Origin of the sequence: Pengzhenrongella sp. (assembly GCF_036565025.1) — a bacterium.
Taxonomy (GTDB): Bacteria; Actinomycetota; Actinomycetes; order Actinomycetales; family Cellulomonadaceae; genus Pengzhenrongella.
Genome location: NZ_DATCNW010000225.1, coordinates 1 through 25,316, shown reverse-complemented (window position 1 = coordinate 25,316; position 25,316 = coordinate 1). Strand labels below are relative to the sequence as shown.

General features: G+C 70.7%; 25 protein-coding genes and 1 pseudogene. 14 read left to right on the top strand and 12 right to left on the bottom strand.

All coding sequences use genetic code 11. The annotated features are described in order from the left end of the window. Nucleotides 1-5 precede the first annotated feature (5 nt). Nucleotides 6-410: a DUF1304 domain-containing protein gene (locus tag VIM26_RS13230; protein WP_331951902.1), complete on the top strand. Its 405-nt coding sequence runs from the start codon at nt 6-8 to the stop codon at nt 408-410. Here the strand turns inward: VIM26_RS13230 and VIM26_RS13225 are convergent. Beyond that, nucleotides 397-1,245, bottom strand: a complete 849-nt coding sequence (locus VIM26_RS13225) for a metal ABC transporter permease (protein WP_331951901.1) — start codon at nt 1,243-1,245, stop codon at nt 397-399. The genes VIM26_RS13230 and VIM26_RS13225 overlap by 14 nt on opposite strands. Further along, the gene (locus VIM26_RS13220) at nt 1,242-1,382 is read right to left on the bottom strand and encodes a hypothetical protein (protein ID WP_331951940.1); all 141 of its coding nucleotides are present in this window, start codon (nt 1,380-1,382) and stop codon (nt 1,242-1,244) included. The genes VIM26_RS13225 and VIM26_RS13220 overlap by 4 nt, the downstream gene beginning before the upstream one ends. Here VIM26_RS13220 and VIM26_RS13215 point away from each other — a divergent pair. From VIM26_RS13215 to hrpB, 7 genes and pseudogenes are all read left to right on the top strand, one after another. Then, nucleotides 1,354-1,680: pseudogene (locus VIM26_RS13215) on the top strand (YibE/F family protein); the annotation flags it as partial. The gene VIM26_RS13220 and the pseudogene VIM26_RS13215 sit on opposite strands and share 29 nt — an antisense overlap. A gap of 62 nt (nt 1,681-1,742) precedes the next feature. Beyond that, nucleotides 1,743-2,957, top strand: a complete 1,215-nt coding sequence (locus tag VIM26_RS13210) for a YibE/F family protein (protein WP_331951899.1) — start codon at nt 1,743-1,745, stop codon at nt 2,955-2,957. Beyond that, complete coding sequence (locus VIM26_RS13205) at nt 2,954-3,928, top strand: aldo/keto reductase (RefSeq protein ID WP_331951897.1); 975 nt, start codon at nt 2,954-2,956, stop codon at nt 3,926-3,928. Before VIM26_RS13210 ends, VIM26_RS13205 begins: the two co-directional genes overlap by 4 nt. Before the next feature lie 48 nt (nt 3,929-3,976). Continuing rightward, the gene (ppk2, locus tag VIM26_RS13200) at nt 3,977-4,804 is read left to right on the top strand and encodes a polyphosphate kinase 2 (protein ID WP_331951895.1); all 828 of its coding nucleotides are present in this window, start codon (nt 3,977-3,979) and stop codon (nt 4,802-4,804) included. A 242-nt stretch (nt 4,805-5,046) separates the two neighbouring features. Further along, entirely contained in the window at nt 5,047-7,353 is a 2,307-nt protein-coding gene (locus VIM26_RS13195; RefSeq protein ID WP_331951893.1) for a putative bifunctional diguanylate cyclase/phosphodiesterase, read from the top strand. Between the two features lie 489 nt (nt 7,354-7,842). Further along, a complete protein-coding gene (locus VIM26_RS13190) occupies nt 7,843-8,163 on the top strand; it encodes a hypothetical protein (protein ID WP_331951892.1) in 321 nt (106 codons plus the stop codon). 33 nt (nt 8,164-8,196) lie between these two features. Next, on the top strand, nt 8,197-10,713 hold the full coding sequence (gene hrpB, locus VIM26_RS13185; RefSeq protein ID WP_331951890.1) for an ATP-dependent helicase HrpB: 2,517 nt from the start codon (nt 8,197-8,199) through the stop codon (nt 10,711-10,713). Between the two features lie 20 nt (nt 10,714-10,733). Here the strand turns inward: hrpB and VIM26_RS13180 are convergent, their stop codons facing one another. Genes VIM26_RS13180 through VIM26_RS13160 form a run of 5 tightly spaced genes read right to left on the bottom strand, consistent with a single transcriptional unit; the run spans nt 10,734 to nt 13,273 of the window. After that, nucleotides 10,734-10,937 carry a hypothetical protein gene (locus VIM26_RS13180; protein ID WP_331951936.1) on the bottom strand — a complete coding sequence of 68 codons (204 nt, stop codon included), beginning with the start codon at nt 10,935-10,937 and terminating at the stop codon, nt 10,734-10,736. A gap of 9 nt (nt 10,938-10,946) precedes the next feature. Next, the gene (locus tag VIM26_RS13175) at nt 10,947-11,096 is read right to left on the bottom strand and encodes a hypothetical protein (protein WP_331951888.1); all 150 of its coding nucleotides are present in this window, start codon (nt 11,094-11,096) and stop codon (nt 10,947-10,949) included. A gap of 43 nt (nt 11,097-11,139) precedes the next feature. Further along, a complete protein-coding gene (locus VIM26_RS13170; RefSeq protein WP_331951886.1) occupies nt 11,140-11,592 on the bottom strand; it encodes a hypothetical protein in 453 nt (150 codons plus the stop codon). Continuing rightward, nucleotides 11,490-12,497: a hypothetical protein gene (locus VIM26_RS13165; RefSeq protein ID WP_331951884.1), complete on the bottom strand. Its 1,008-nt coding sequence runs from the start codon at nt 12,495-12,497 to the stop codon at nt 11,490-11,492. Before VIM26_RS13165 ends, VIM26_RS13170 begins: the two co-directional genes overlap by 103 nt. Further along, nucleotides 12,494-13,273, bottom strand: coding sequence for a DeoR/GlpR family DNA-binding transcription regulator (locus tag VIM26_RS13160; protein WP_331951882.1), 780 nt, complete (start codon nt 13,271-13,273; stop codon nt 12,494-12,496). Before VIM26_RS13160 ends, VIM26_RS13165 begins: the two co-directional genes overlap by 4 nt. A gap of 196 nt (nt 13,274-13,469) precedes the next feature. On the opposite strand from VIM26_RS13160, the gene VIM26_RS13155 reads away from it, so the two are divergent. Next, entirely contained in the window at nt 13,470-14,465 is a 996-nt protein-coding gene (locus VIM26_RS13155; RefSeq protein WP_331951880.1) for a carbohydrate kinase family protein, read from the top strand. 232 nt (nt 14,466-14,697) lie between these two features. Beyond that, nucleotides 14,698-14,937, top strand: coding sequence for a hypothetical protein (locus VIM26_RS13150; protein WP_331951878.1), 240 nt, complete (start codon nt 14,698-14,700; stop codon nt 14,935-14,937). Nucleotides 14,938-14,961: 24 nt separating this feature from the next. Here the strand turns inward: VIM26_RS13150 and VIM26_RS13145 are convergent, their stop codons facing one another. Then, nucleotides 14,962-15,789, bottom strand: a complete 828-nt coding sequence (locus VIM26_RS13145) for a YceI family protein (RefSeq protein ID WP_331951876.1) — start codon at nt 15,787-15,789, stop codon at nt 14,962-14,964. Then, entirely contained in the window at nt 15,786-18,278 is a 2,493-nt protein-coding gene (locus VIM26_RS13140; RefSeq protein WP_331951874.1) for an MFS transporter, read from the bottom strand. The genes VIM26_RS13145 and VIM26_RS13140 overlap by 4 nt, the downstream gene beginning before the upstream one ends. A 105-nt stretch (nt 18,279-18,383) precedes the next feature. On the opposite strand from VIM26_RS13140, the gene VIM26_RS13135 reads away from it, so the two are divergent. Continuing rightward, on the top strand, nt 18,384-19,043 hold the full coding sequence (locus tag VIM26_RS13135; protein WP_331951873.1) for a TetR/AcrR family transcriptional regulator: 660 nt from the start codon (nt 18,384-18,386) through the stop codon (nt 19,041-19,043). A 553-nt stretch (nt 19,044-19,596) separates the two neighbouring features. Here VIM26_RS13135 and VIM26_RS13130 read toward each other — a convergent pair. Then, complete coding sequence (locus VIM26_RS13130) at nt 19,597-20,112, bottom strand: hypothetical protein (protein ID WP_331951871.1); 516 nt, start codon at nt 20,110-20,112, stop codon at nt 19,597-19,599. Nucleotides 20,113-20,231: 119 nt separating this feature from the next. On the opposite strand from VIM26_RS13130, the gene VIM26_RS13125 reads away from it, so the two are divergent. Together VIM26_RS13125 and VIM26_RS13120 are read left to right on the top strand one after the other, a co-directional pair. Continuing rightward, nucleotides 20,232-20,492, top strand: coding sequence for a hypothetical protein (locus tag VIM26_RS13125; protein ID WP_331951869.1), 261 nt, complete (start codon nt 20,232-20,234; stop codon nt 20,490-20,492). A gap of 967 nt (nt 20,493-21,459) precedes the next feature. After that, nucleotides 21,460-22,431: a S66 peptidase family protein gene (locus VIM26_RS13120; protein WP_331951867.1), complete on the top strand. Its 972-nt coding sequence runs from the start codon at nt 21,460-21,462 to the stop codon at nt 22,429-22,431. 170 nt (nt 22,432-22,601) lie between these two features. Here VIM26_RS13120 and VIM26_RS13115 read toward each other — a convergent pair whose 3' ends face one another. Then, entirely contained in the window at nt 22,602-23,438 is an 837-nt protein-coding gene (locus tag VIM26_RS13115) for an oxidoreductase (RefSeq protein ID WP_331951865.1), read from the bottom strand. A gap of 39 nt (nt 23,439-23,477) precedes the next feature. Next, entirely contained in the window at nt 23,478-23,945 is a 468-nt protein-coding gene (locus VIM26_RS13110) for a MarR family winged helix-turn-helix transcriptional regulator (protein WP_331951863.1), read from the bottom strand. 63 nt (nt 23,946-24,008) lie between these two features. Here VIM26_RS13110 and VIM26_RS13105 point away from each other — a divergent pair, with 63 nt between their 5' ends. Further along, nucleotides 24,009-25,268, top strand: a complete 1,260-nt coding sequence (locus VIM26_RS13105) for a multidrug effflux MFS transporter (RefSeq protein WP_331951860.1) — start codon at nt 24,009-24,011, stop codon at nt 25,266-25,268. Nucleotides 25,269-25,316: the final 48 nt, after the last annotated feature.

Here is a 25,316-nt window from a genome sequence, read left to right as displayed (position 1 = left end):
CAATCGTGTTCGACGACGTCCCGGTGGTCGCGGCGGTGTTCGCGGTGGTCGCGGCCATCATCCACGGCTACATCTTCGTCATGGAGAGCATCTTGTGGACGACCCCGCGGGTTCGCGCGACGTTCGGGGTCGCGTCGGCGCAGGAGGCGCAGACCACCCGGGCGCTTGCGTTCAACCAGGGCTGGTACAACCTGTTCCTCGCGATCGGGACCGTCACGGGAATCGTCCTGGCGACGTCGGGCGACGTCGCGGTGCGCGGCGCCGGGGTGGGGATCCTGCTGCTCGCGACCGGCTCGATGGTCGCCGCCGCCCTCGTGCTCGTGGTCAGCAACCCCCGGATGGCCCGGGCCGCCGCGGTGCAGGGCCTCGCGCCGCTCGTCGCCGTCGTCCTCACCCTCACGATGCGCTGACCGTCGAGGGCGCGCTCACCCGCGGCTGCAGCACCCCGATGGCGCGGCAGACCAGATAGATCACGAACGAGATCGTGGTCACGTACGGGCTGATCGGGATGCTGCCGCCGAGGGCGAGCAGGATCCCACCGACGCTCGAGACGACGGCGAACAGGACGCTCAGTACCGGCATCAGGACGGGTGAGGCCGTGATCCGCGCCGCGGCCGCGGCCGGGGTGATGAGCAGGGAGAGCACCAGCAGGGCTCCGACGACTTGGACCGCCATGGCGACGGAGAGTCCGAGGGCGAGGGTGAACACCACGGACAGGGCCCGGACCGGGATGCCGCGCGCGGCCGCGACGTCGGGATCGATGCTCGCGAAGGTGAGCGGTCGCCACACGAGGACGAGCGCCGCCAGGACCACCACAGCGGTGCCCACGAGCCAGCCGAGCTGGGGGTCGTCGACCGCGACGATCTGGCCGGTGAGCAGGCCGAACTTGTTCGAGGCCCGTCCCTTGTACAGCGCGAGGAAGAGCACGCCGAGGCCGAGCCCGAACGGCATCAGCACGCCGATGATGGAGCTGCGGTCCCGCCCGCGGGCACCGAGGACCCCGATCAGCACCGCGGCCACGAGCGAGCCCACGATCGAGCCGATCGCGACGTTGACCGACAGCAGCAGGGCCGCCGCGGCGCCCGCGAAGGACAGCTCGCTGATCCCGTGTACCGCGAACGCGAGGTCCCGGCTGAGCACGAAGACCCCCACGACGCCCCCGACGAGCCCGAGCACGGCGCCGGCGACGAGCGAGTTGTGCACCAGCGCGAGCAGCTCGGCGTAGTTCGCGAAGCCGCCGGTCATGACGCGAGCTCCTCGGCGTGGTGCTCCGAGCCGACGGCTCCGACGATGACGATCCGGTCGCGCAGGCGCAGCACGTCTACGTCCGTCTCGTACAGGGCTGACAACGATCCGGACGCGAGCCGCCGCGAGCTCTTCACTCGCGCGATGCGGATCGGCCGCGACCACATCGCGTCGACCATCTACACCATCGCGTTCGCGTACGCCGGTGCCTCGCTGCCGGTGCTGCTGCTCGTCGAGGTCTACCAGTTGCCGCTGATGCAGACGCTCACCAGCGGCGAGTTCGCCGGAGAGATCGTGCGGACCCTGGTCGGGTCGATCGGCCTGGTGCTCGCCATCCCGCTGACCACGGCGATCGCGGCCCTGGTCGTCACCTCGGAGCCGGTCCCGACGCGCCGCCGGCACCGTGCGGTCGAGGCCGCCGCCCACGTCCACTGATACGCACCGACGCGCCCGGACACCTACGCGGTCAGGCGCTCACCGAAGGTGATGATGGCCCGATGACTGATGGTCACGCCCACGGCCCGGCGCCACGAGCCTCACGCCGGGTTCGCATTCTCCTCGTGGCGGCGCTGCTGCCCGTGCTGCTCGCGACGGTCTTCGGTGCGATAGCGCTGTGGCCGTCGGGGGACCCGGTCGTCGGCACCGTCCCGATCACCGGCGGTACCAGCCACTTCGTCCGCGCGGAGGTCACCGGGTTCCCCAAGGGTGGCATCGGCGACGGCATCACCGGCGTGACCGCCCGCCTCGAGCAGGGCGGCAAGGCGATCCTGGTCCAGGTCCCGCCGGAACAGCTCGCCGCCAGGATGGCGAACGGCAGCCGGATCAAGGTCATGTACATCCCCGAGGCGGCGGCATACGGGAGCCCGTACGTCTTCGTGGACTACGTGCGGACGATCCCGATCGCGGTCCTCGCGATCTTCTACGCGGTCCTCGTGGTCGCCGTCGCGCGCTGGCGTGGGCTCGCGGCGATGGTCGGCCTCGGCGTCGCGCTGGCCGGCATCGTGGTCTTCACGCTCCCTGCCCTGCTCGCCGGATCCAACGCACTCGCCGTCGGCCTGGTCACGGCATCGGGCGTGATGTTCGTCGTGCTCTACCTCGCCCACGGCTTCTCCGCCCGCACGACGACGGCCCTGCTCGGCACCGTCATCGGGCTCGCGATTACCGGTGCGATCGGCGCCTGGGCGTCGGGGGCCGCGAACCTCACCGGCCTGAGCGACGAGGTCACCCTCCAATTGCCGTCCTACGCGCCCGACATCGATCTGCGGGGCGTCGTGCTGTGCGGGCTCATCCTGGCCGGCCTCGGCGTGCTGAACGACGTCACGATCACCCAGTCCTCCGCGGTCTGGGAGCTGCGGTCGGCGAACCCCTCGGCGAGCCGCCGCGTGCTCTTCGGGCGCGCCATGCGAATCGGTCGTGACCACATCGCCTCGACCGTGTACACGATCGCGTTCGCGTATGTCGGCGCGTCGCTGCCGCTGCTCCTGATGGTGGCGCTGCTCGACAACTCGTTCGTCGACACGATCACCAGCGGGGGGATCGCGGAAGAGGTCGTTCGCACCCTGGTCGGGTCGATCGGGCTCGTGCTGGCGATCCCGATCACCACAGCCGTCGCTGTACTGGTCGTGAGCGCCGACCACCCCGCGGCCGACCACCCCGCTGCCGCGGACGGTGTCCGGACACCGGCGACGGAGCCCATAGTCTCGGGCGCATGAAGACTCGCAGACTCGGCACGTCCGGCCTGGCCGTCTCCGTCGTGGGACTCGGCGGCAACAACCTGGGCCGCCCGGGAACCGCGACCGAGTCGGCGGAGGGTGCCACCGCGCTCGTGCATGCGGCCATCGACGCCGGGATCACGCTGTTCGACACGGCCGACGTGTACGGGGCGACGCCCGGGCTGAGCGAGGAGCTGCTCGGTCGAGCCCTGGGCACCAGGCGCGACGACGTCGTGGTGGCGACGAAGTTCGGCATGGACATGCGCGGCGCGAACGGGCCGGACTACGGTGCCCGCGGGTCGCGCCGGTACATCATCACGGCCGTCGAGGCCTCGCTGCGGCGGTTGGGCACGGAGTGGATCGACCTCTACCAGTTCCACACCCCGGACCCGCTCACCCCGATCGGAGAGACCCTCGCCGCGCTGGACACGCTCGTCCAGTCGGGGAAGGTCCGCTACGTCGGTCACTCGAACCGCGCGGGCTGGCAGATCGCCGAGGCCGAGTTCATCGCCCGCATCAGTGGTCACACCCGGTTCATCTCGGCGCAGAACCACTACAACCTTCTCGACCGCCGCGCCGAGCTCGAGGTCGTTCCGGCGGCGCTCGCCTACGGGTTGGGGCTGCTGCCGTACTTCCCGCTGGCGAATGGTCTGCTCACCGGCAAGTACAGCGCAGGAACCGCCCCGGCCGGGAGCCGACTCACGCATTCGCGCACCCAGCTGCTCGAGCAGGCGGACTTCGGGCAGCTCGGCCGGTTCGGCGACTTCGCCAAGGCGCGCGAGCTCACCGAGGTGGAGGTCGCCTTCTCGTGGTTGGCGAGCCGGCCCACCGTCGCCAGCGTGATCGCCGGCGCGACCACGCCCGAGCAGGTTCGGCAGAATGCACGGGCGGCGGACTGGGAGCCGACCGTCGCCGATCTGGCGGAGCTCGACGAGATCTTTCCCCAGGCGGCGAAGGTCGCCTTGTTCTGAACCACGACTGCCGCGCGCGACCTGCGCAACGGTCGTACGCTGCCGAACATGGCGAAGACCTCGAAGGCCCCCAAGACGACGGTCGCCGAGCGGGTTCCGAAGAAGCTCTATGAGAAAGAGCTGTTCGCGCTGCAGGGCGAGCTGGTCACGATGCAGGAGTGGGTGCGGACCGAGGGCAAGCGCGTGGTCGTGATCTTCGAGGGACGCGATGCCGCAGGCAAGGGCAGCACCATCAAGCGGGTCACGCAGTACCTCAACCCGCGCGTCGCACGGATCGCGGCGCTGCCGGCGCCCAGCGACCGTGAGCGTACGCAGTGGTATTTCCAGCGGTACGTCGCCCAGCTGCCGGCGGCCGGCGAGATCGTGCTCTTCGACCGTTCCTGGTACAACAGGGCCGGCGTCGAGATGGTCATGGGCTACTGCACCAATGACGAGTACCACCGCTTCTTGCATCAGTGCCCGATCTTCGAGCGGATGCTCGTCGAGGAGGGCGTTGTGCTCCTCAAATATTGGTTCTCGGTGAGCGACGCCGAGCAGGAGGTCCGGTTCAAGTCTCGGCTCGAGGACCCGATGCGGCGCTGGAAGCTCTCGCCGATGGACCTGCAGTCGATCAGTCGCTGGGAGGACTACTCCCGGGCGAAGGACCAGATGATGGTCCACACTGACATCCCCGAGGCGCCCTGGTGGGTCGTGGAGAGCGACGACAAGCGGCGCGCCCGGCTGAACATGATCAAGCACCTGCTGTCGACCGTGGACTTCCACGAGGTCCAGCGGCTCCCGATCAAGCTCCCGCACCGCCCGCCGTCGGCGGGCTACGTGCGTCCGCCGCGCGACACCCAGAAGTACGTGCCGGACTACGCGCAGACCCTGCACTGACGTCGGGGGAGGAGCGTGCCGGATCGTCGCCCCGTACCGGCGCTCTGTGCAGGGCTCTGTGCAGCGAAACTGCCCCAGGGGTACACATTCGCTGCACAGAGCGGTGCACAGACGTCGCGGGTCCGGTACCCGGTTCTTCCTGGACGCTCAGAACGGTGCGCCGCGCGCCGATAGGAGGTGCGAACGGTGCCTACGCCACCGTCCTAGCCCAGGAGGGGTGTCCGGTGCGGTTGAGCGTGCGCGTGAGTTTCCGCGCGGGGGCCGCGTGGGCGATGGGTCTGCTTCTGGCGGCCTATCTCGGGGGGCTCGCGCTGCATGGCAGCACGCTGAACCCGGTCGTGGACGACTGGCTGGGGATCCTGACCATGTGGGTGCCCGCCGCGGTGTGCTGGCTGGCCGTCGCCAGAATGGGATTCGCGCGCCGCGAGGCGCTGCTCGCCGCGGCTGCCCTGACGTCGTTCGCCGCGGGGAATACCTACTACGTCGGGTCCTTGAGCGGCGGGATGTCACTGCCCTTCCCGTCCCCGGCGGACGTGGGGTACTTGCTGTTCTACCCGCTGATGCTGGCCGCCGCGGCGGTGGCGGTTCGCCGCCAAGCGCGAGGGTCGGCGTCGTCGGTGTGGTGGGACTGCGCAGTGGGGTCGCTCGGCGCGGCCGCCGGGCTCGCCGTCCTGCTCAACCCCGTGCTGGAGTCTGCCCTGGCGGGCGCACCGTCCCTGGTCACTGTGGTGGCGATCGCCTACCCGGCGTTCGACCTGCTGCTGGTCGCCGCCGTCGCCGGGGCCGTCGCGCTGCGGGACGTGCGGCTGCGCACCTGGTGGGGCCTGCTCGTCGTCGGTCTGCTCGTCTTCACCGCGACGGATGTCGTCTACGCCCTTCAAGTGACCGCCGAGAGCTACGTGGTCGGTACGCCGCTGGACGCGGGATGGCCGATCGGGCTCGCCCTGGTGGCACTGTGGGTCGACGGTGCCGAGCGGCGCGACGGACCGGCGAACCACCGCCCCGGCGAGCCCGCCCGCACGATGGCCCGGGCGCCGTTGTTGGTGGTGCCGGTGGGAGCCACCGCCGCCGCCCTGGGGGTCTTGCTGATGGCCGCGCGAACCCGGCTGTCGATGTTGGCGGTGGTGCTGGCGGGGGTGACGCTGCTCGCAGCGGCGGCCCGCACCCAGGTCGCGTTCGGCCAGCTCGCGACCATGGCTGACCTGCGCCGGCACGAAGCCACGACCGACCCCTTGACCGGGCTACCCAACCGCCGGGCCCTCGCGACCGCCGCGGACGATCGGCTCGCCGACCCCCGTCGCCCGCACGCCCTGCTCCTGCTGGACCTGGACAAGTTCAAGGACGTCAACGACTCCCTCGGCCACCACGTCGGGGACCTGCTCCTGGTCCGGGTCGGCGTTCGCCTGCGCGCCCAGCTCGCTCCCGGCGACCTACTCGCCCGCCTCGGCGGGGACGAGTTCGCGATCCTGGTCCCGGATGCCGGTCCGGATGAGGCCGGCGTCGTCGCCGCCCGGCTGCGCGCCGCGCTCGCCAAGACGTTCACCCTGGACGACATCGCCCTGCACTGCGCCGTCAGCATCGGCATCGCACTGTTCCCCGACGACGGCGCCGGACTGTCCACCCTGCTGCGCAAGGCGGACATCGCCATGTACAAGGCCAAGAGCACCGGCGACGGTTACCACGTGTACGGCACCGGCGATGACACCGACGTCGCCGCCCGCCTTCGAACCACGGGCGAGCTGCACTCCGCGCTCACCACCGGGCAGCTCGTGCTGCACTACCAACCCAAGATCGACCTGCCCACCGGGCAGGTCCGCGGTGTGGAAGCCCTGGTCCGCTGGAACCACCCCACCCGCGGCCTGCTCTACCTCGACGCGTTCCTCACCCTGGTCGAGGAGGCGGGGCTGATGCCGGCCATGACCCGCGTCGTGCTGGCCACCGCCCTCGACCAGGCAGCCAGCTGGCACACCAGCGGCCGCCACCTGACCGTCGCCGTCAACCTGTCCGCCTCGTGCCTGGTCGACGCCAACCTGCCCGACCAGGTCGTCGCCATGCTCGCCGATCGCGGTATCCCACCGCGGGCCCTGCAGCTGGAGATCACCGAGAAGTTCCTGATGGCCGACCTCGACCGCGCCCGGACCATCCTCACCCAGCTGCGCGAAGCCGGCGTGCAGATCTCCATCGACGACTTCGGCACCGGGTACTCGTCGCTGTCCTACCTGCGCGACCTCCCCGTCGACGAGCTCAAGCTCGACCGGTCCTTCATCGTCCCCATGACCGGTGACGCCCGCGCCGCCGCCCTGGTCGCCTCCACCATCGACCTCGCCCACTCGCTCGACCTGCGCATGGTCGCCGAGGGCGTGGATACCCAGGACGCCTACACCGCGCTCAAGGACCTCGGCTGCGACCAGGCCCAGGGGTACCACATGTGCCGACCCATCCCCGCCGCCGACCTCGACCACTGGCTGCGGACCCGGTCGGCCGGCGAGACCCACGCCGGCCTCCCCCATCCGAGGACCTCACCCCACATCCGCAAGACGGTGGCGTGACGCGCGGAGCCCGGCAACACCCTGCACCGCACACCGACGCCCGTCCCGCGACGTCCGAGCGCACTCCTTGTGACCAAGGTCCCTAGCCTGGACACCCACCCGGACCGACCGTGGAGATGGACAGTGCAGGAGGCTTCGATGGTCGAGCAGTCGCGGCATCTCGTTCGTCAGGTGCGGTCCGTGGCCGCGGATCTCCCGCTGTTTCTCACCGCACCGCTGTTCCGCTCGTGGCACTGCCGGTGGGGGCCACGTCCGCGGAGCTGGCTGCGTCCATGCCCGGCGACGACCTCGTGAGCGGCGCGCAGTACCGCTGCACCCGCGCCGTCACGATCGACGCGCCGCCCGACGCCGTGTGGCCGTGGCTCGTTCAGGTCGGCTGCCGCCGCGCCGGCTTCTACAGCAACGACCTGCTCGACAATCTCGCCCGGCCGAGCGCGCGCGTCGTCGTGCCTGAGCTGCAGGAACTGCACCCGGGGGCAGTGGGTACCGATGTCGCCGAGCCCGTCGGATCTCACGGCGTTCAAGGTCGCCGCGTTCGAGGTGAACCGGTGGCTGCTTTGGCGCAAGCCGGACAGCACCTGGGTGTGGCGCATGACGGAGCTGCCCGACGGGCGGACCCGCCTCGTCACCCGGGTTCGCGCGCTGCACGACTGGCGCCGGCCGGTCACCGCTCTGGTCGCGGTGCTCGGGATGGAGTGCGGCGACTTCGCGATGATGCGCAGGATGCTGCTCGGCATCAAGGCGCGTGCCGAGCAGCTCGCGATCCAGGAGGTGTTCGGGGACGGCAGGGACGCGGCGAAGCACGAGTGAGGGCCACCCGGCAGAACGAGGCAGACTGCCCTCGTGGCCGACGATCCGATCCTGCGCCTGCTCGCCGACCCGCCCGACCTCCCGGTGCGCGCCGGCCTTGCCGCGCTGGCCGACGCCGTCCGCACCCGCGGCACCGCGGTGCTGCAGGCACCGCCCGGCACCGGCAAGACCACCCTCGTGCCGCCCGCCCTCGCGGCGCTGGTGACCGGCCGCGTCGTGGTGACCCAGCCGCGCCGCATCGCGGTGCGGGCCGCGGCGCGGCGGCTCGCGCAGCTGCTCGGTGAGCCGGTCGGGCGCAGCGTCGGGTACGCCGTCCGCGGTGAGCGTCGCAGCGGACCGGCCACCAGGATCGAGATCGTCACCACCGGCGTCCTGCTGCGCCGGCTGCAGCGCGACCCGGAGCTGCCGGGGGTCGACGCCGTCGTGCTGGACGAGGTGCACGAACGGCACCTGGACGCCGACCTGGCGCTCGCCCTGCTCGTCGACGTGCGCGCCAACCTGCGCGAGGACCTCACGCTCGTGGCGATGTCCGCCACCATCGAGGCCGAGCGCACCGCCGCGCTGCTCGGCGGGGGAGCCGCCGCCCCGGTGATCGCGGTCGAGGGCTCGCTGCATCCGGTGACCGAGGTCTGGTGCCCGATGCCGCCACGCGTCAAGCGGACCGACGACCGCGGCGTCACCCCCCAGTTCCTGGACCACGTCGCCGCGTGCGTCCGGCGGGCCCTGGCGGAGCACGACGGCGACGTGCTGGTCTTCCTGCCCGGCGCGGGGGAGGTGAACGGCACGGTCAGGCGCCTCGCCGGCGTCGACGCCGACGTCCGTCCCCTGCACGGGCGGCTGTCCCACCGCGAGCAGGACCTCGCCCTGACGCCCGGGGCCCGACGCCGGGTCGTGGTCTCCACCGCGGTGGCCGAGTCCTCGCTCACCGTCCCCGGTGTGCGGGTCGTGGTCGACGCCGGCCTCGCGCGCCAGCCGCGCACCGACCACCGCCGCGGGCTGGCCGGGCTGGTGACGGTCGGCGTGAGCCGGGCGGGCGCCACCCAGCGCGCGGGCCGGGCCGGCCGCGAGGGGCCGGGCGCCGTCTACCGCTGCTGGTCACCCGCGGAGCACGCGCGGCTGACCGAGCACCCCGATCCCGAGATCGCGACGGCCGACCTCACCGCGTTCGCCCTCGACCTGGCCTGCTGGGGGAGCCCCGACGGTTCCGGCCTGGCGCTGATGGACCAGCCGCCGCAGGGCGCGATGGCGGCGGCCCACGACACGCTCGTCGGGCTCGGCGCGGTCTCCCCGGACGGCACGGTGACCGCGCGTGGTGCCGCGATCGCCCGGATCGGCGCCGACCCCCGGCTCGCCCGCGCGCTGCTGGACGGGGCGGCCGCCGTCGGGCCCAGACGCGCCGCGGAGATCGTCGCGCTGCTCTCGGACGACATCCGCACCCCCGGCGGCGACCTGGTGGCCGCCCTGCGCGGCATGCGGCGCGGCGGCCCCGAGGCCGCCAGCTGGCTCGCACAGGCGAAGCGGCTGCAGAGCGACCTGCCGGCCGGTCGCCGCGGCGCCCGCGAGGGGGACCTCACGGACGACCTCGCCGTCGGGCTGGTCGTCGCGCTCGCGCACCCCGACCGGATCGCCCGGCGACGGCCGAGCGGGAAGGCATACCTGATGACCTCGGGCACCGGCGCGGCGCTGCCCGCCGAGGGCTCCGCGCTGATCGGACTGCCCTGGCTGGCCATCGCGGACGCCGACCGCGGCGCCGGACGCCGGGACGCGACCGTGCGGTCGGCCGCGCCGCTCGACGAGGACCTCGCCATCGAGGCGGCGCCGTCGCTGCTGCGCGAGGAGGAGCGCGTCGCGTGGGTCGACGGCCAGGTCGTCGCCCGGCGCACGACCTGGCTCGGCGCGATCGAGCTGTCCTCGGCACCCCTGACGAACCCGTCCCGCACGCTCGTCGCCGCCGCGCTGCGCGACGGGCTGGACAGCGGGGGACTCACGCTGCTGCCCTGGACCGAGGCCGCCACCGGCCTGCGCCGGCGCCTGGCGTTCCTGCACGCCACCTTCGGACCGCCGTGGCCGGACATGTCCGACGGCGCGCTGCTCGACGGCCTCGACACCTGGCTCGGGGAGGACCTGGCCCGGATCCGCGGCGCACGCGACCTCCAGCGGATCAACGTCACGGCCGCGTTGCGTCGCCTGCTCCCGTGGCCGGAGGCCGGCCGGCTGGACGAGCTCGCGCCCGAGCGGGTCGCCGTCCCGAGCGGCACCAGCGTGCGCATCGACTATGACGCCGACCAGCCCGTGCTCGCGGTGCGCGTCCAGGAGGTCTTCGGCTGGCGCAGCACCCCGCGGATCGCGGCGGGCCGGGTCCCGCTGCTGCTGCACCTGCTGTCCCCGGCGCGTCGTCCGGCGGCGGTGACGGCCGACCTCGAGTCGTTCTGGCGCACCGGCTACCCGCAGGTGCGGGCCGAGCTGCGGCGCCGGTACCCGAAACACTCGTGGCCCGACGACCCGCTCACGGCGGTGGCTGTCCGCGGCGCCCGCCGACCTGCGACGTAGCGCGGCCGGGCAACCAGTCCCTACAGTGTCGGCGACGGAACCGGTGTCAGCACCGCCATCGGGATTTCGCGCTCGACCTTCACCTGGTACTTGGCGAAGGACGGGCCGACCTCGATCACCGCCCGGTCGGTGTGGCGCAGGTTCCGGAACCACCGCGGATCGTCCCGGCTGCCGGCGCCGGATCCGGTCACCACGTAGCGGCCGCCGTCCTCGAAGTACGAGATCGGCGTGGTTCACGCGACCCCCGTCGTCCGACCGGGAACCGTGAGCAGCAGCACGTGCAGTCCGGCCATCGATCCCATCACCCGCCCGCCGCTCGCGCGGTAGACGCGATTCATCATCGCTGTAGAGCCATGTCTCAGCCGCATGCGCACAGAAATCATGTCAGCTCCCGGTCAGTAGAGACCTCCAGCCTAGGGAGAACGGCTACTTCGTGAGCACCAGGGCGATCTCGGGAATCGCCTCGAGGTACCCCGCGAGCAGCTCGCGCGCCACGGTCACCGAGTCGACCAGCGGGTGCAGCGCGAACGCCTTGAGCGCCTCGTCGCGCGATCCCGTGAAGGCCGCCGCGATCGAGTGCCGTTCGACGGCCTTGACCTGCTGCATGAGCCCGAGCTCGTCGAGCGACGGCTGGGCCGTCGTCTGGGGGTGCACCCCGTTGGCATCGACCGTCGTCGGCACCTCGACGACGGCGTCCGCGGGCAGGCCCTGGATCGTGGTGCCGTTGCGCACGTTGAGGATCATGGTCGTGCGCTCGTTGCGCGCGATCGCGCCCATCACGCCGAGCGCGACCCCCGCATAGCCCTGCTGGCTCGGGTCCGGCTCGTGCTCGCGCGTGCCGGAGGGAGCGCCCTGCTCCCCGCCGATGGCCTCGGCCATGTAGCTCGCGCTGCGCTCGTTGACGGTCTTGGTCCACAGCGCGGCCGCGCCGGGCCCGCCGCGAGCACGTTGTCGAAGAACTCGCCCTGCGTCCTGGCGAGGAAGTCCCCGCGGGTCATCGCCGAGCTGAGGATCGTGCGCACCGCGTCGCGGTTGAAGTAGTAGTAGTAGAGGTACTCGTTCGGGATGGCGCCCAGCGTGCGGATCCAGTCGGTCCCGAAGACCTGCGCCTCCTCCATCAGCGCCAACTTGTCGTCGTCGGCCAGGAGCTGGGGGAGCACGTCGACGCCGTCGTACATCACGCGGCGCATCCAGCCGAGGTGGTTCAGCCCGACGTAGTCCATCTGTATGCGCGTGTGGTCGAGCCCGAGCACGCCCGCGACCCGGCGCCCGAGGCCCGACGGCGTGTCGCAGATGCCGAGCACCCGGTCGCCCAGCACGGACTGCATGGCTTCGGTGATGATGCCGGCCGGGTTGGTGAAGTTCATCAGGTACGCCTGCGGTGCGAGGTCGCGGACCAGGCGCGCGACCTCCATCATGACCGGCAGCGTGCGCAGCGCGTAAGCGAGCCCGCCCGGCCCCGTCGTCTCCTGGCCGAGCACGCCCAGGTCGAGCGCCACGTGCTCGTCGCAACGCCGGCCCTCGACGCCGCCCACCCGGATCGCCGCGAAGATGAAGTCGCTGCCCTCGATGGCGGCCGGCAGCGACCTGATCGGCACCACGCGCGGAGCGTCCTCGAAGCCGACGGCGAGCTGCGACAGGATCAGGGTCATCGCCTCGAGCCGGTGGGCGTCGATGTCGTAGAGCACGACCTCGGTGACGCGCGGGAAGCCGTGGTCGCGCAGGAGTGCCTGGTAGACGTACGGCGTGCGGAATCCGCCGCCGCCGAGGATGCAGAGCTTCATGCGACTATCACCTTCCCGCCGGCTTCCCGGCAGATGTTGAGGGTCTGATCGTTCGCGCCCGCGGTCGTGATGACCACGTCGACGTCGGCCAGGGAACACAGGCGCAGGGCCCCGGTGCCGGGGAACTTGGCCTCCGACGCGAGCAGCACGACCCGGTCGGCGGCGTCGATCATGGACGCCTTGATGGGCGCCTCGACCGCCATGTCGTCCACGACGTGACCCGACGGGCGCACGCCGGTGCAGCTGAGGAACACGATGTCGGCGCTGACCTGGGTGAGCGCGAGCTCGGTCAGGGAACCGACCAGGGTGCGGTAGTTGCGGCGCAGCACCCCGCCGAGCATGACCAGGCGGACGGCGGTGTCGTCGCGCAACTCGTCCAGCACGGCGAGGTTGCTCGTGATCACGGTGACCGGGCGCCCGCGTAGCTCGCGAGCGAGGAACGGGGTCGTGGTGCCGATGTCCAGGATCACCACTGCCTCGTCCTCGACGAGCTCGGCGGCACGCACCGCGATCGCTCGCTTGAGCTCGAGGTGCGTGGTGTCCTCGAACGCGCGCTCGACCTGTGCGACGTCGCCGGCCTCGATGATCGTCTTGCGCGGCCGCAGGATCGCGCCGCCGTAGGTGCGCGTGAGCTCGCCGTTGCGGTCCAGGATGTCCAGGTCGCGCCGGATGGTGGACTCGCTCACCTCCAGCACCTGCGCGAGATCCCGCACCGACGCCGCGCCGCCGGAGCGCAGCGCGCGCACGATTCGGTCCTGTCGCTCCCTGAGGATCATCTTTGACAGCCTACGGGAAGAAGTGAAAGAGTCTGCGTTTCTTGGGGTGGAGTTTCGTCGAAGAAGTCCAAACTTTACACATTGGCATCATCTGGGACGCGAGTTGGTGACAGAAACTGCGCATACTGGCACCAGGCGCCTGCGAGACTGACCGCAAGAGGCGCAAACTGGGTCGTCCACAGACCATCGGAGTGTCGTGACCGCTGACTTGTCCGAACCGGCCGCCGCCGCGCACCTCGACCTGTTGTTCTCCGGGGCGGTGTTCTGCGACCTGGTGTTCTCGGGTGTCCCGGCCCTCGAGCCGGGTGCGGAGGTCTACGCCGATGCCTTCACGCTCACCCCGGGTGGCGCAGCCAATCGTGCGGTGGCCGGCTCGCGGCTCGGTGCGCGCACGGCGCTGCTCTCCGAGCTCGGCGACGACGCGCTCGGCGCGCGCATCGACGCCATCCTGTCGGCCGAGCCGGACCTCGACCTGCGCTGGCTGCGGCGCATCCCCGGTTACCAGAGCCCCGTCAGTGTGTGCCTCACCGGGCGCCACGAACGCAGCTTCATCACCTACGTGGAGGACGCCGCCCCGCTCGAGTGGCCGCTGGACGCCCCGACCGTCGGCGCGACCCACGTCGGCCTCCAGGGCGAGCTTCCCGAGTGGGTCGCGAGGCTGCGCTCGCACGGCACCACGATCTTCGCCGGGGTCGGCTGGGACTCGAGCGGCGAGTGGTCGAAGTCGGTGCTCCGCCGCCTGGACGAGGTCGACGTCTTCGTCCCGAACGACCTCGAGGCCATGCGCTACACCCAGGCCGAGAGCGCGCAGGACGCCGCGCGCGAGCTCGGCCGGTACGTCGAGCTCGCCGTCGTGACCCGCGGTTCGCGCGGCGTCGTGGCCTACCAGCGGGCGACCGACGAGCTCATCGAGGTGCCCTCGATCGTCGTCGAGTCGGTCGATCCGACCGGCGCCGGGGACGTGTTCGTCGCCTCGCTGATGGCCGCCGAGCGCTTCGACTGGTTGCTCGCCGAGCGCCTGCGGTTCGCCAGCCTGAGCGCGTCGCTCTCGGTGCGAACGCTCGGCGGCGCGGCGAGCGCGCCCAGGCCGAAGGACATCGCCTACTTCTTGACCACCGAACGACCCGAGGGCGACTGGTCCGCGATCCAGGACTGGGCCACTACCCAGGTTTCCAACGAGGAGAACCCATGAGCAGCACCTCCACGAAGACGACGGCCGCGATCGGTGCGGCCTTCGCGGTCGCCCTCGCGCTGACCGCCTGCGCGCCGGGTGGGTCGAGCAGCGGGGCCGCGACGTAGGCGGGGCCGGTCTCGAAGGACGTCAAGGGCGCGGGCGACGTGACCCTGACGGTCTGGGACCAGAACACCGACGGCGGCATCGACAAGGCGCAGGACCAGCTGAACAGATCCCCGCGCTGACGACCATGATCCTGCTGGTCTCGATGTGGACGTGGAACGAGTTCCTGATCCCGCTGATCATGGTCTCGGGGGAGGGGCTGCGCACGGCGCCCCTCGGGCTGGCGTTCTTCCAGGGCCGGAACATCACCGAGTGCTCCCTGCTCTCGGCCGCCGGCACGATCGTCGCCCTGCCGATCGTGGTCCTGTACTTCTTCCTCCAGCGCCGCTTCATCAACGGAATGCTCAACGGAATCTCCACCCGCTGACCCGCCCCCCAACTCGGGCGGGGGTCAGGTTGGGGGGAGGTGGTCGCCTTGGACCGCTTGGATGTCCAGCTCGACCTTCAGGGTGGCGCCGATGGCGGTGATGCCGGCCTGGATGATCTGGTTGTAGCTCATCGCGTAGTCGTCGCGGCGCAGCTCGGTGGTGGCGCGGAACGCGGCGCGCATGCCGCCCCAGGGGTCGGGGCCGGTGCCGAGGTAGGTGAGGTCGAGGTCGACCGGGCGGGTGACGGCGCGCATGGTGAGCTCGCCGTGCACGGTCCACCGGCCGGGCGCCGCCCGCTCGAGGCTCGTGCTGCGGTAGGCGAGCCGGGGGTTGGCGCCCGAGTCGAGGAAGTCCGCCGAGCGCAGGTGCCCGTCGCGGGTGGCGTTGCCGGTGTCGATCGAGGCGGCCTCGATGACCGCGTGCACCGAGGAGTCCAGCTCGTTCCCGGCGATCTGGAGCTGCCCGCTGAAGTCACCGAACCGCCCGTGCACGCTGGACAGCCCGAGGTGCTGGGCGACGGCGGCGACGCTCGAGTGGACCGGGTCGATCGTCCAGGGTCCCGGCGGCGGGAGCGCGGTCGCGGCCGTCTGGGTGAGCACGAGCGTGCCAAGGTCGGCGCCCGCCGCGGTCACGACGGCGGTCAGCGCGATCGGGCGATAGCCGATCGCGGTGACGATCACCGTGTACGGGCCGAACGGCAGGTCCCCGGTCTGGACCGCACCGTCGCCGTCGGCCGCCTGGCGCAGCACCTGGCGGCCGGTCATGTCGGTGAGGGTGAGCACGGCGTGCGGCAGGGCCCAGCCGTCGGTGGTCCGCACCTGGGTGCGCAGCCCACCGGTGAGGGTGGTCACACGCCTCCCTCGGGGTGGCCGAGCTCGACGTCGAAGCCCTGGACGCCGCGGCCGTCGAGGGTGACGGCGGTGGCGACCGGCGGGTAGCCGCTCGTGATCAGGGAGTACTCGCCGGCGTCGAGGTCGGTGAACGCGTAGGCGCCGTCCGACCCGGTGGTGGCGGTGCCGACGACGTTCCCGGCGGCGTCCAGCAGGGTCACCCGGGCGTCCGGGAACGGCCGGTGGTCGGTCGCGGTGCGGGCCACGCCCTCCAGCTGGGCGCCCGACTTGAGCGCGATCTCCACGTGGGTGGTGCCGATCCCGCCGACCTCGACGAGCTGGGCGGTGGGCCGGTAGCCGGCAGCGTTGACCGCGACCGTGAAGTCACCGGTCGTCAGGTCGGAGAACGCGAACGCGCCGTTCCCCGCGGTCTTCCCGGTGGCCTGGACCTCCCCGCGGACGTCGGCGACGACGACCAGGGCGCCCTCGATCGGAAGGGTGTCCGCGGCGCTGGTGACGACTCCCGCGAGCCCGCCGTGCCCGGCCAGCACGACGTCGAACGCGAGGGACTCCGGGCCGACGTCGACCGTGGCGGCCTGTGGCTGGTAGCCGTCGGCGGCCGCGATCAGGACGAACGAGCCCGCGCCCGGCGTCCGCAGGAGGTAGCTGCCGTCCCCGTGCGCGGCCGCCCGGCCGACCTGCTGCCCGGACAGCGAGATCAAGGTGAGCGTGGCGTTCGCCACGCCGCCACCCTCCGGGCCACGGACCTGACCGCTCACGGCCGGGCCGCCGTCGTCCGGGCGGGTACTGCTGACCGCGGCGAACGCGCGATCCGGTCGGGGCGCCGCGGAGGCCGCGCCCACCAGCGCGAGCTCGGGCTCCGGGACCACGGCCGGCTCGGCGTCCGCGTCGGGATCCGCGGAGCGGCCCGACAGCTGGGCGAGGCCGGGAGCGGTCCCGAGCGGAACCTCCCTGATGAACACGACAATCAGCACGGCGAGCACGGCGATCGGCGCCGCGTACAGATAGATGTCGCCGATGCCATGCCCGTAGGCGCCCTCCACGACCTCGCGGATCGGGGCCGGCAGGGTGGCGAGGTCCGGGATGGAACCATCGGTCGAGCCCGTGCTCGTGACGCCGATCCTTGCCATGCCCTCGGCCATGTAGTGCGTGATGCGGTGGCCGAGCAACGCGCCCAGCGCCGAAACGCCGACCGCACCGCCGAGCGAGCGGGCGAAGGAGATGAGCGCGCTGGCCGAGCCGAGGTCCTCGGGGGCCGCCTCGTTCTGCGACGCGAGGACCAGGTTCTGCATCGTCATGCCGACGCCGAGTCCGATCAGCGACATGAAGGTCGCCAGCTGCCAATACGGCGTGTCGGCCCGCATGGTGCCGAGCAGGCAGAGGCCAGCGGCCACCAGCATGGTGCCGGAGACGAGCCAGCCTTTCCAGCGGCCGGTCTTTGTGATGATCGAACCGGAGACCGTCGCGGCGATGGCCAGGCCGGCGATGAGCGGGATGGTCAGGACTCCGGACATCGTCGGGGACTCCCCACGGGCCAGCTGGAAGTACTGGCTCAGGAAGATCGTGCCGGCGAACATCCCGACCCCGACGAACAGCGACGCGAGTGCGGCCAGGCTGATGGTCCTGCTGCGGAACAGGTGCAGCGGGATGATCGGTTCGCTGGCCTTGGACTCCACCAGGACGAAGAGCAGGCCGAGCAGCACGGCGCCGCCGGTCATCGCCGCCGTCTGCCAGGACGCCCAGTCGAACTTGTCCCCGGCGAAGGTGACCCAGAGCAGCAGCAGGCTCACGGCGGCGGTGATGAGGAACGCGCCCGTCCAGTCGACCCTGACGTTCTTCTTGACGATCGGCAGCCACAACGTGCGCTGCACCACGATCAGCGCGATGACCGCGAACGGCACCATGGCGTAGAAGCACCAGCGCCAGCCGAGCCAGCTGGTGTCCACGATCGTGCCGCCGATGAGGGGCCCGGCGACGGTGGCGACGGCGATGGTCGCGCCGACGTAGCCGCTGTAGCGGCCGCGCTCCCGTGGGGCGATCATCGCGGCCATCACGATCTGCGCGAGGGCGATGAGGCCACCGGTACCGATGCCCTGCAACACCCGGAAGCCGATCAACGTCCCGGCGTTCTGCGAGAGGCCGGCCCCCACGGAGGCCACCACGAAGATCACCAGGGCGGTCTGCACCAGGACCTTCTTGCTGACCAGGTCCGCGAGCTTGCCCCACAGCGGCGTCGAGGCGGTCGTGGCGAGCAGGTCGGCCGCGATCACCCAGGTGTACGCGCTCTGCCCGGAGCCCAGGTCGGAGATGATTTTCGGCAGCGCGTTCGTGACGATCGTGGCCGAGAGCATCGCCACGAACATCCCGAGCAGCAGGCCGGTGAGCGCCTCGAGGATCTGCGCGTGGGACATCGGGGCGTGGCCCGTCGGGGTCCGGTTCGGTTGCGCGTGGGTTCCGCGCGCACCGACAGCTGGGGAGGTCGTGCTCATCGCCATCTCACTCACTCTTGACGGTACGAATCTAATCAACATTCGTTGGTTAGGAACCTACAGCACTATTCGGCAAGTGTCGATTAGGGGTAGGTTGAACGGGTGATGCCGAGCAGAACAACGCCGAGTACGGCTACCGGGGGATCAGCGGAGACCGCTGCCGAGAGCGAGACGGTCAAGGTCGACCCGCGCTTCGTCCGCAGCCGCGCGCAGCTGCACGCCGCGGTCCTCGCGCTGGCCGCCGAACGGGCCCTCGCGGAGATCTCGATCAGTGACATCACGGACTGGGCGGGGGTCAACCGCGCCACCTTCTACCAGCACTATCGCGAGAAAGACGGCCTGCTGGCGGACGCGATGAACAGTGCGCTGACCCAGGAGCTCGGCCTGCTCAGGGCCGGCCGCGCCGCGCACGGCAGTGGCGATACGCCGGAATCCCAGCTGATCAGCTACTTCCGGCACATCGATCGGCACCGCGCGGTCTATCGCCGGGCGCTCGGCCCGCAGGGCAGTGCCCTGGTGATCACCCAGGTCCGCGAGAACCTGGAGGAGTCGGTCATCCGTGGAATGCGCCCTCCGATCGAGGACGACGTGCCGGTGTGGCTGCGGGCGGCCTTCCTCGCGGGGGCCCTGATGGGCATGGTGACCGCGTGGGTCCGCAGCGACAACGAGTACTCCCCGGAGGCAATCGGAGACGCCGCGCGACAGCTGCTCACCGAGGACCGGAGCCGGCTATCGCGAGCCGGGACCGACCCACCGGGGGAGTGATCGGTGCGGCGTCGCGCGGCCTGCGACGATGACACCGGCGCGCGATTGGCGGGCTCGTCGGTCGCACAGGTCGGGGGTTGCCGGGTGGCTGGATCGCGTCGGGTGGCGGCCTGGCCCTGAGCCACGGACGTGTTCTCCCACGCCAGCTGCGCCCCCCGCGTCCGTTACTTAGGCGGCTTCGTGGCTTGCGCCAAGACGCTCGAGACAATCAGATATCCAATTCCACAACCCGTGAACGTCAGGCCCAGGTCGGCCAGCCATCCCGTATCGATAAGTAGGCCGACGAGCATCGCGAGGAGACCGAAGGTACCAAGTATGAGTCCGGACTGAAATGTGGGATTCTTGAGCATTCATTTGTCCTTAGTCTGCTTGACTACAGATCAGTTCGGTGGCCACATACACGATGGCGGCAGCTACCGCACAAACGGCGAGTCCAACGCCGAGTGTTAGTTCGGCCATCATGCAAGCTCTTGAACCTCCCCGCGCCGGCGTAGGTCAGCGACCAACGTGATGAGGTCCCGCAGGGAGCGAGAGAGCCGGTCCAGGCCCCGGGTCAGGCCCGCTTCCGGCCGAAGTAGGCATTCGCCGCGGGTCGGAACATGAACACGCCCGCCGCGACCACCAACAACACTTGGACGACCTGGACGACGACACCGAGGCCCGAACTCGAGCCCATGGCGGCGACGGCGAGCGACCCGAGGACGGACAGGCTCACCCACACGGTGAGCACGATCCGCGCCCAGTTGCGGCCTGCCTTCATCTTGAACACGAGGAAGACCTGGATCCCGAGGCCGATGATCGCGCCCACGAGCGCACCGACGAGGCTCATCGTGATCGCCGACTTCGCCTGGGCCGAGGTGAGGCTGGGGTTCGCGTTCATCGCCTTCTGGATAGCGGCACCCTGGTCGGTTAGCGCGAAGACAAGGATCCCGCCCACCAGTCCGACGGCGAAGCTCGCGAACCACAGCCTGACCGACTTCTGCACGTCCGCCGGCGCGGGAAGTTTCGCCAGCTCCGGCGCGCCAGCGAACGGTGCGGACGTGCCCGGATAGTTTGTGGGGCGGGACATGGGATCTCCCTCAGTCGTGGCATCACGCGGCGTGCCCCCCAAAAGAACCTAACCACATGCGCTCGGAATGAACCTCAACGCGCAGTTCAGGGCGTATCAATCAACAAAGGTGCGCGCGGATGGGGGCGAGTTGCTCCATCGGTTCGCTGCAGGAGCAGGGAGCGCTCGACATGCGGGTCAACCAGCAACAGATCGACATCGTGAAGGGCGGGGGAGTGAACCGGCTGGATCTCCAGTACACGCTGAACGGCGGGCGCTACTACGAGGACTTCGACACCAGCCTTTCCGGTCTCCGCTACGCGCCAGACGCCCGGTCATGGGTCCTCGAGCCCGCGCGGGAGATGTCGTTCAGCGAGTACCAGGGATTCCGCAGAGCATGATTTCCCGGTTCAACGAGCTGACTGTCAGCCGTTCGTGGGTGCCGTTCCTGTGACGGGGGCAGCGGATCTCGACGGGCCGCTCGCCCCGGGCCGGATCGTCCACGGGGTGGTTGTGAGCCATAACCCTTGGGGCATTGAATTGTCCCTGGAGGAGGCTGAGGCTTTCGGAACGGTAGATCTCCGCTTCTTGTCAGACGATCCAGCTGACTTGAACGAAGATCGCTACCCACGAATGGGTACGAGGGTCACGGCCCGAGTGCAGGGAATGATGCCGAACGGACAACTCAGGCTAACTCTCCGCAAGTCAGATCTGGGTTCTGCGGAACGGTGACCACCAATATCCGGTGCCGGACTCGCGGGCCACGACGTTGAGTCGGCACTCACCGCCCTTGTCAGGCTGTTGTTTGTCCTCGTCGCGACGGTGGTCGGCACGCGACCGGTCGCTCGAGTGGTCCTCGCGCAGTCTCCTGGCAGTCGACGACGTCGGCCTGGCAAAGCTCCGCAAGCTACGAGCAGGTGCGGACAACGGGGTCGCTAGGCACCTCTCCGGCCCGCGAGGCCCGCTACGAGTTCACTCAGGCCGAATCCTCCCTTACCTGGCTCACCGGCCGCGGCGTTCTCCTCAAGGGTTGCCGGCAGGTGGACGTCGACGCCTGCATGCCGAGAACTACGCCGCCCGCCGGCCCGCTTAGACGAGCGTCCGCCGCGACACCGCGACCGACCGGGCACGGTTCGAGGCCGTGCGACCCTCCGAGCCGGTCGCATCCCCAGCCGTAGATGTGCCGCTCGACCTCGACTGGACGCCGAGCCAGCGGCCTCACTGGACGATCAGCCGATGAAGACCCGAGGAATACAGACCACTCGATTGACGGCCACGACCAGAACCGATGACCTCTGGTGCCCGCCTGGCATGATGCTGCGCATGCTCCAGGTCCCGGCGCCGCTCAAGCGGGGCGATCGAATCGGTGTGACGTCTCCCTCCGCAGGAGTCCAGGGACCGGGGGCTGCCCGGATCGACTTCTGCGTCAGCTGGCTTCGGGAGGAGGGTTTCGACGTTGTGGTCGGGCGCTCGATGGACGGCGCAGGCATCACCGCCGGGCCAGCGGCCGACCGCGCAGGGGAGCTCACCGCGATGCTGTGCGACCCGACGATCAGGTGCGTCATCCCCCCGTGGGGTGGGGAGACCGCGATCGATCTCGTCGATTTGCTGGACTGGAACGCCCTCGCCGCCGCCGAACCCACCTGGCTGGTGGGCTTCTCGGACCTCTCCACGCTCCTGGTCCCACTCACGACCCGGTTGGGCTGGGCCACCGTCCACGGCGACAACCTTGCCGACACGCCGTTCGGGGTGCCTGACGGGTTGTTGCACTGGCTCGACGTGGTCTCCGGGACCGGCCCGCACCGGCAGCGGGACTCAGGCTTGATCGCCGACTGGTGGGGGCTCGAGGAGGACGCGCGGGCCACGGCCACACGGTGGAAGCTGGTCGGCCAGGGCCAGTGGGAGCTCTACGGTGCGGAGTCCCTCCACGTCACGGGTCGGCTCATCGGCGGTTGCGTGGAGACGATCTGCAACATCGCTGGCACGCCGTACGGCGACGTCGCGGCCTTCGGTCGCGAGCACGCCGCGGACGGGCTCATCGTCTACCTCGAGGCGGCTGGTGACGACGCCGCAGCGATCTGCCGCAATCTGCACGGCCTGCGTCTCGCCGGGTGGTTCGACCATGCACGGGCAGTCCTGGTCGGCCGGACGCGTGCACCAGACCACCCCAAGATGACGCAACGAGAAGCCGTCCTCGACGCTCTCGGCCGCCTCCATCTCCCGATCGTCTTCGACATGGAGATCGGACACGTCCCACCACACCTGCCGTTGGTCAACGGAGCGCTGGCGACGCTGACTCTCGAGGGGAACACCCGGGAGATCCGGCAACGTCTCGACTGACCACCGAGCCAAGGGGGCGCTGAGGGGAGGATCAGCGGAGCAAACGCGAGGAATACAGACCACTTGATTAACGGTCACTACCAGCATTAGGGGCCTGAGCCCCGCACGGGGGCGAAACGTACGAGCGTTCTCGTGCGAAGCGGCGATGCGCTCCGCGACGGACTCCTGCCTTACGCTCCCGGGCGGTACTGCCAGGCCAGGTAGGCGTCGAACACCCGGGCGCCGAGCAACCGGCGGGTCTGCACCAGCGCCCTGGCGGCGGGCGTGATCACGTACCGGGTGCGCGGCGACCGCGCGAGGACGGCGCGCTCGATCACCTTCGCGACGGCGTCGGGCGGGCTGGAGAACACCCTCGAGCGGTAGTAGTCCGCCATCACGTGGTCCGCGGCCGCGTTCAGCGCGGCGTAGGGGCCCTCGGGAGCGGCCGCTCCGGCGAGGGTGGTCGCCGCGACGGCGCCGAACCCGGTGCGGATCAGGCCGGGCTCGATGAGGCTCACCTTGATCCCGAACGGTGCGGTCTCGAACCGCAGCGCGTCGCTGAGGGCTTCGACCGCGTACTTGCTCGCGTGGTAGTACCCACCGGCCGGGAACACGATCCGCCCGCCCATCGAGCTCACGTTGATGATCCGGCCCCGCCGGGCGGCCCGCATGGCCGGCAGCACCAGCTGGACCATGCGTGCCAGGCCGAACACGTTGGACTCGAACTGCGCGCGCACCGCGTCGAGGTCAGTCTCCTCGATGGTCCCGTACTGGGGGCTGCCCGCGTTGTTCACCAGCACCCCGACGGCGCCGTGCTCGGCCTCGACCCGCTCGACGGCGGCCCGCATCGAGCCCTCGTCGGTGACGTCGAGCGCGAGGGTGACAGCGCCGGTGTCGGCCAGGTCGGCGATGGACGAGGGGTTCCGGGCGGTCGCATAGACGGTCAGGTCCCGGCGCCGGGCGAGGCGCTCGGCGGTGGCGCGGCCGATGCCCGACGACGACCCGGTGATCAGTACGGCGGTGGTCATGCTCACTACGGTGTCAGCCGCTACCGCTACCGCTACCGCTTACAGCTGATGCTCCCGCTGTCGCGACGCGATTAGGCCGTCGGTCAGTCGTTCGAGCAGCACGATGCTCGATCGCGGGTCGACGTCGCCCCCCAGCGCACCGAAGACCTGGCGGGCCCATTCCGCCCTGGTTCTGCGCAGGTTCTCGGCGGCGCGCGCGGTGGGGAAGAGGCGCACGACTCGTCCGTCGGCCGGTTCGAAGCGGCGGTCGACGAAGCCGATCCGCTCCAGCTCCTTCAGTGCGGCGCTCAGATTGCTTCGCCGGAGTCCGGTGGCATGAGCGACCTCGCTCGGGGTCGCTCCGGGATGGCGGTCGACGTGCCGCATCACGTTGCCGTTCGAGGGGGTCAGGGAGATCGTCTCGGGATCGTCCGGCTCATGGAAGCTGATCTCCCGCGCCGCCCGGAGGACGATCTCGGCGAGGTCCGCGTACGGGTCCCCGGACAGGGGATCGCCGGCGGTCGTCATGCTCGAAGCATACGTGAGTCTCAGGCTATAGTTATATCTTCATAAGTAACTGGCGGAGGACCCTTGAGCTTGCTCCTGCACGACGACTCGACAACGCACACCACAACGCAGCCCAGACGTGCCGGTCAGACCCCCAGCCCGATCACCGGCAGGCTGCTGGTCGTGCTCGCGCTACTGGCGGCCCTGGCGCCGTTCGCGACAGACATGTACCTCCCGGCGTTCCCCGCCATGACGGTCGACCTGGGCGCGTCCGCGACGCAGGTGCAGCTCACTCTCACCGCGATGCTGCTCGGGATCGCGATCGGCCAGCTGGTGTTCGGGCCTGTCTCGGACCGGTACGGGCGGCTGCGCCCGCTCGTGGTCGGCGCCGCGCTGTGCGTCGTCGCGAGTGCGGTCGCTGCGTCGGCCCCCACCGTCGCGGTCCTCGTCGGCGCTCGCTTCGTGCAGGGGCTCACCGGTGCCGCTGGGATGGTCATCGGCCGGGCGATGATCACCGACCTGACGACGGGCAAGACGGCGGCTCGCGCCTTCAGCCTCATGATGGTGGTCAGCGGGATCGCACCCGTCGTGGCGCCGTTCGTCGGGAGCCTGCTGGTCGGCCCGATCGGCTGGCGCGGGGTGCTCTGGGTGCTGTTCGCGGTGGCCGCGACGATGTTCGTCTCGATCCTCGCGTTCGTGCGTGAGTCGCTCCCGGCACGGCGCCGCGAACGGGCCGAGGTCGCCGGCGCATCCGGCTCGCCGGTGCGCGCGCTCACGTCTCGCGCCTACCTGGCGAACACCGTCACGTTCGCCTTCTCGTTCGCCGTGATGATGGCGTACATCTCCGCGTCGCCGTTCGTCTACCAGGTCATGATCGGCATGAACGAGGTGCAGTACGGCATCGCGTTCGGCGTGAACGCTCTCGGCCTCGTCGGCTCGAGCGCACTGTCGGCTCGCCTCACCTACCGGTACCCGGTCGGCTCGGTGCTGCGTGCCGGGCTGGCCCTGATGGTCGTCGCGACCATCGCCCTGCTGCTGATCGTCGTCTCCGGAGCACCCGTCGCCCTCCTGCCGATCCCGATCTTCGTCGCGGTCGCGAGCGTCGGGCTGGTCGTCGGGAACGCCACGGCGCTCGCCCTGTCCGAGGTGCCGGCGGCCGCCGCGGGGGTCGCCTCGGCGCTGCTCGGTGCGCTGCAGTTCGGACTTGCCGCGGTGATCTCACCGCTGGTGAGCATCGGCGGCGAGAACACCGCCCTCCCGCTCGCCGTCTGCATGCTCGCCGCCGCCGTCGTCGCCCTCGCCGCCCACCTCACCACCCACAAACCCGCAACGTCCGAGCGTTGACGTCCTATAGGACGTCAACGCTCGGACGTTACGTGGGGGGAAGGAGAC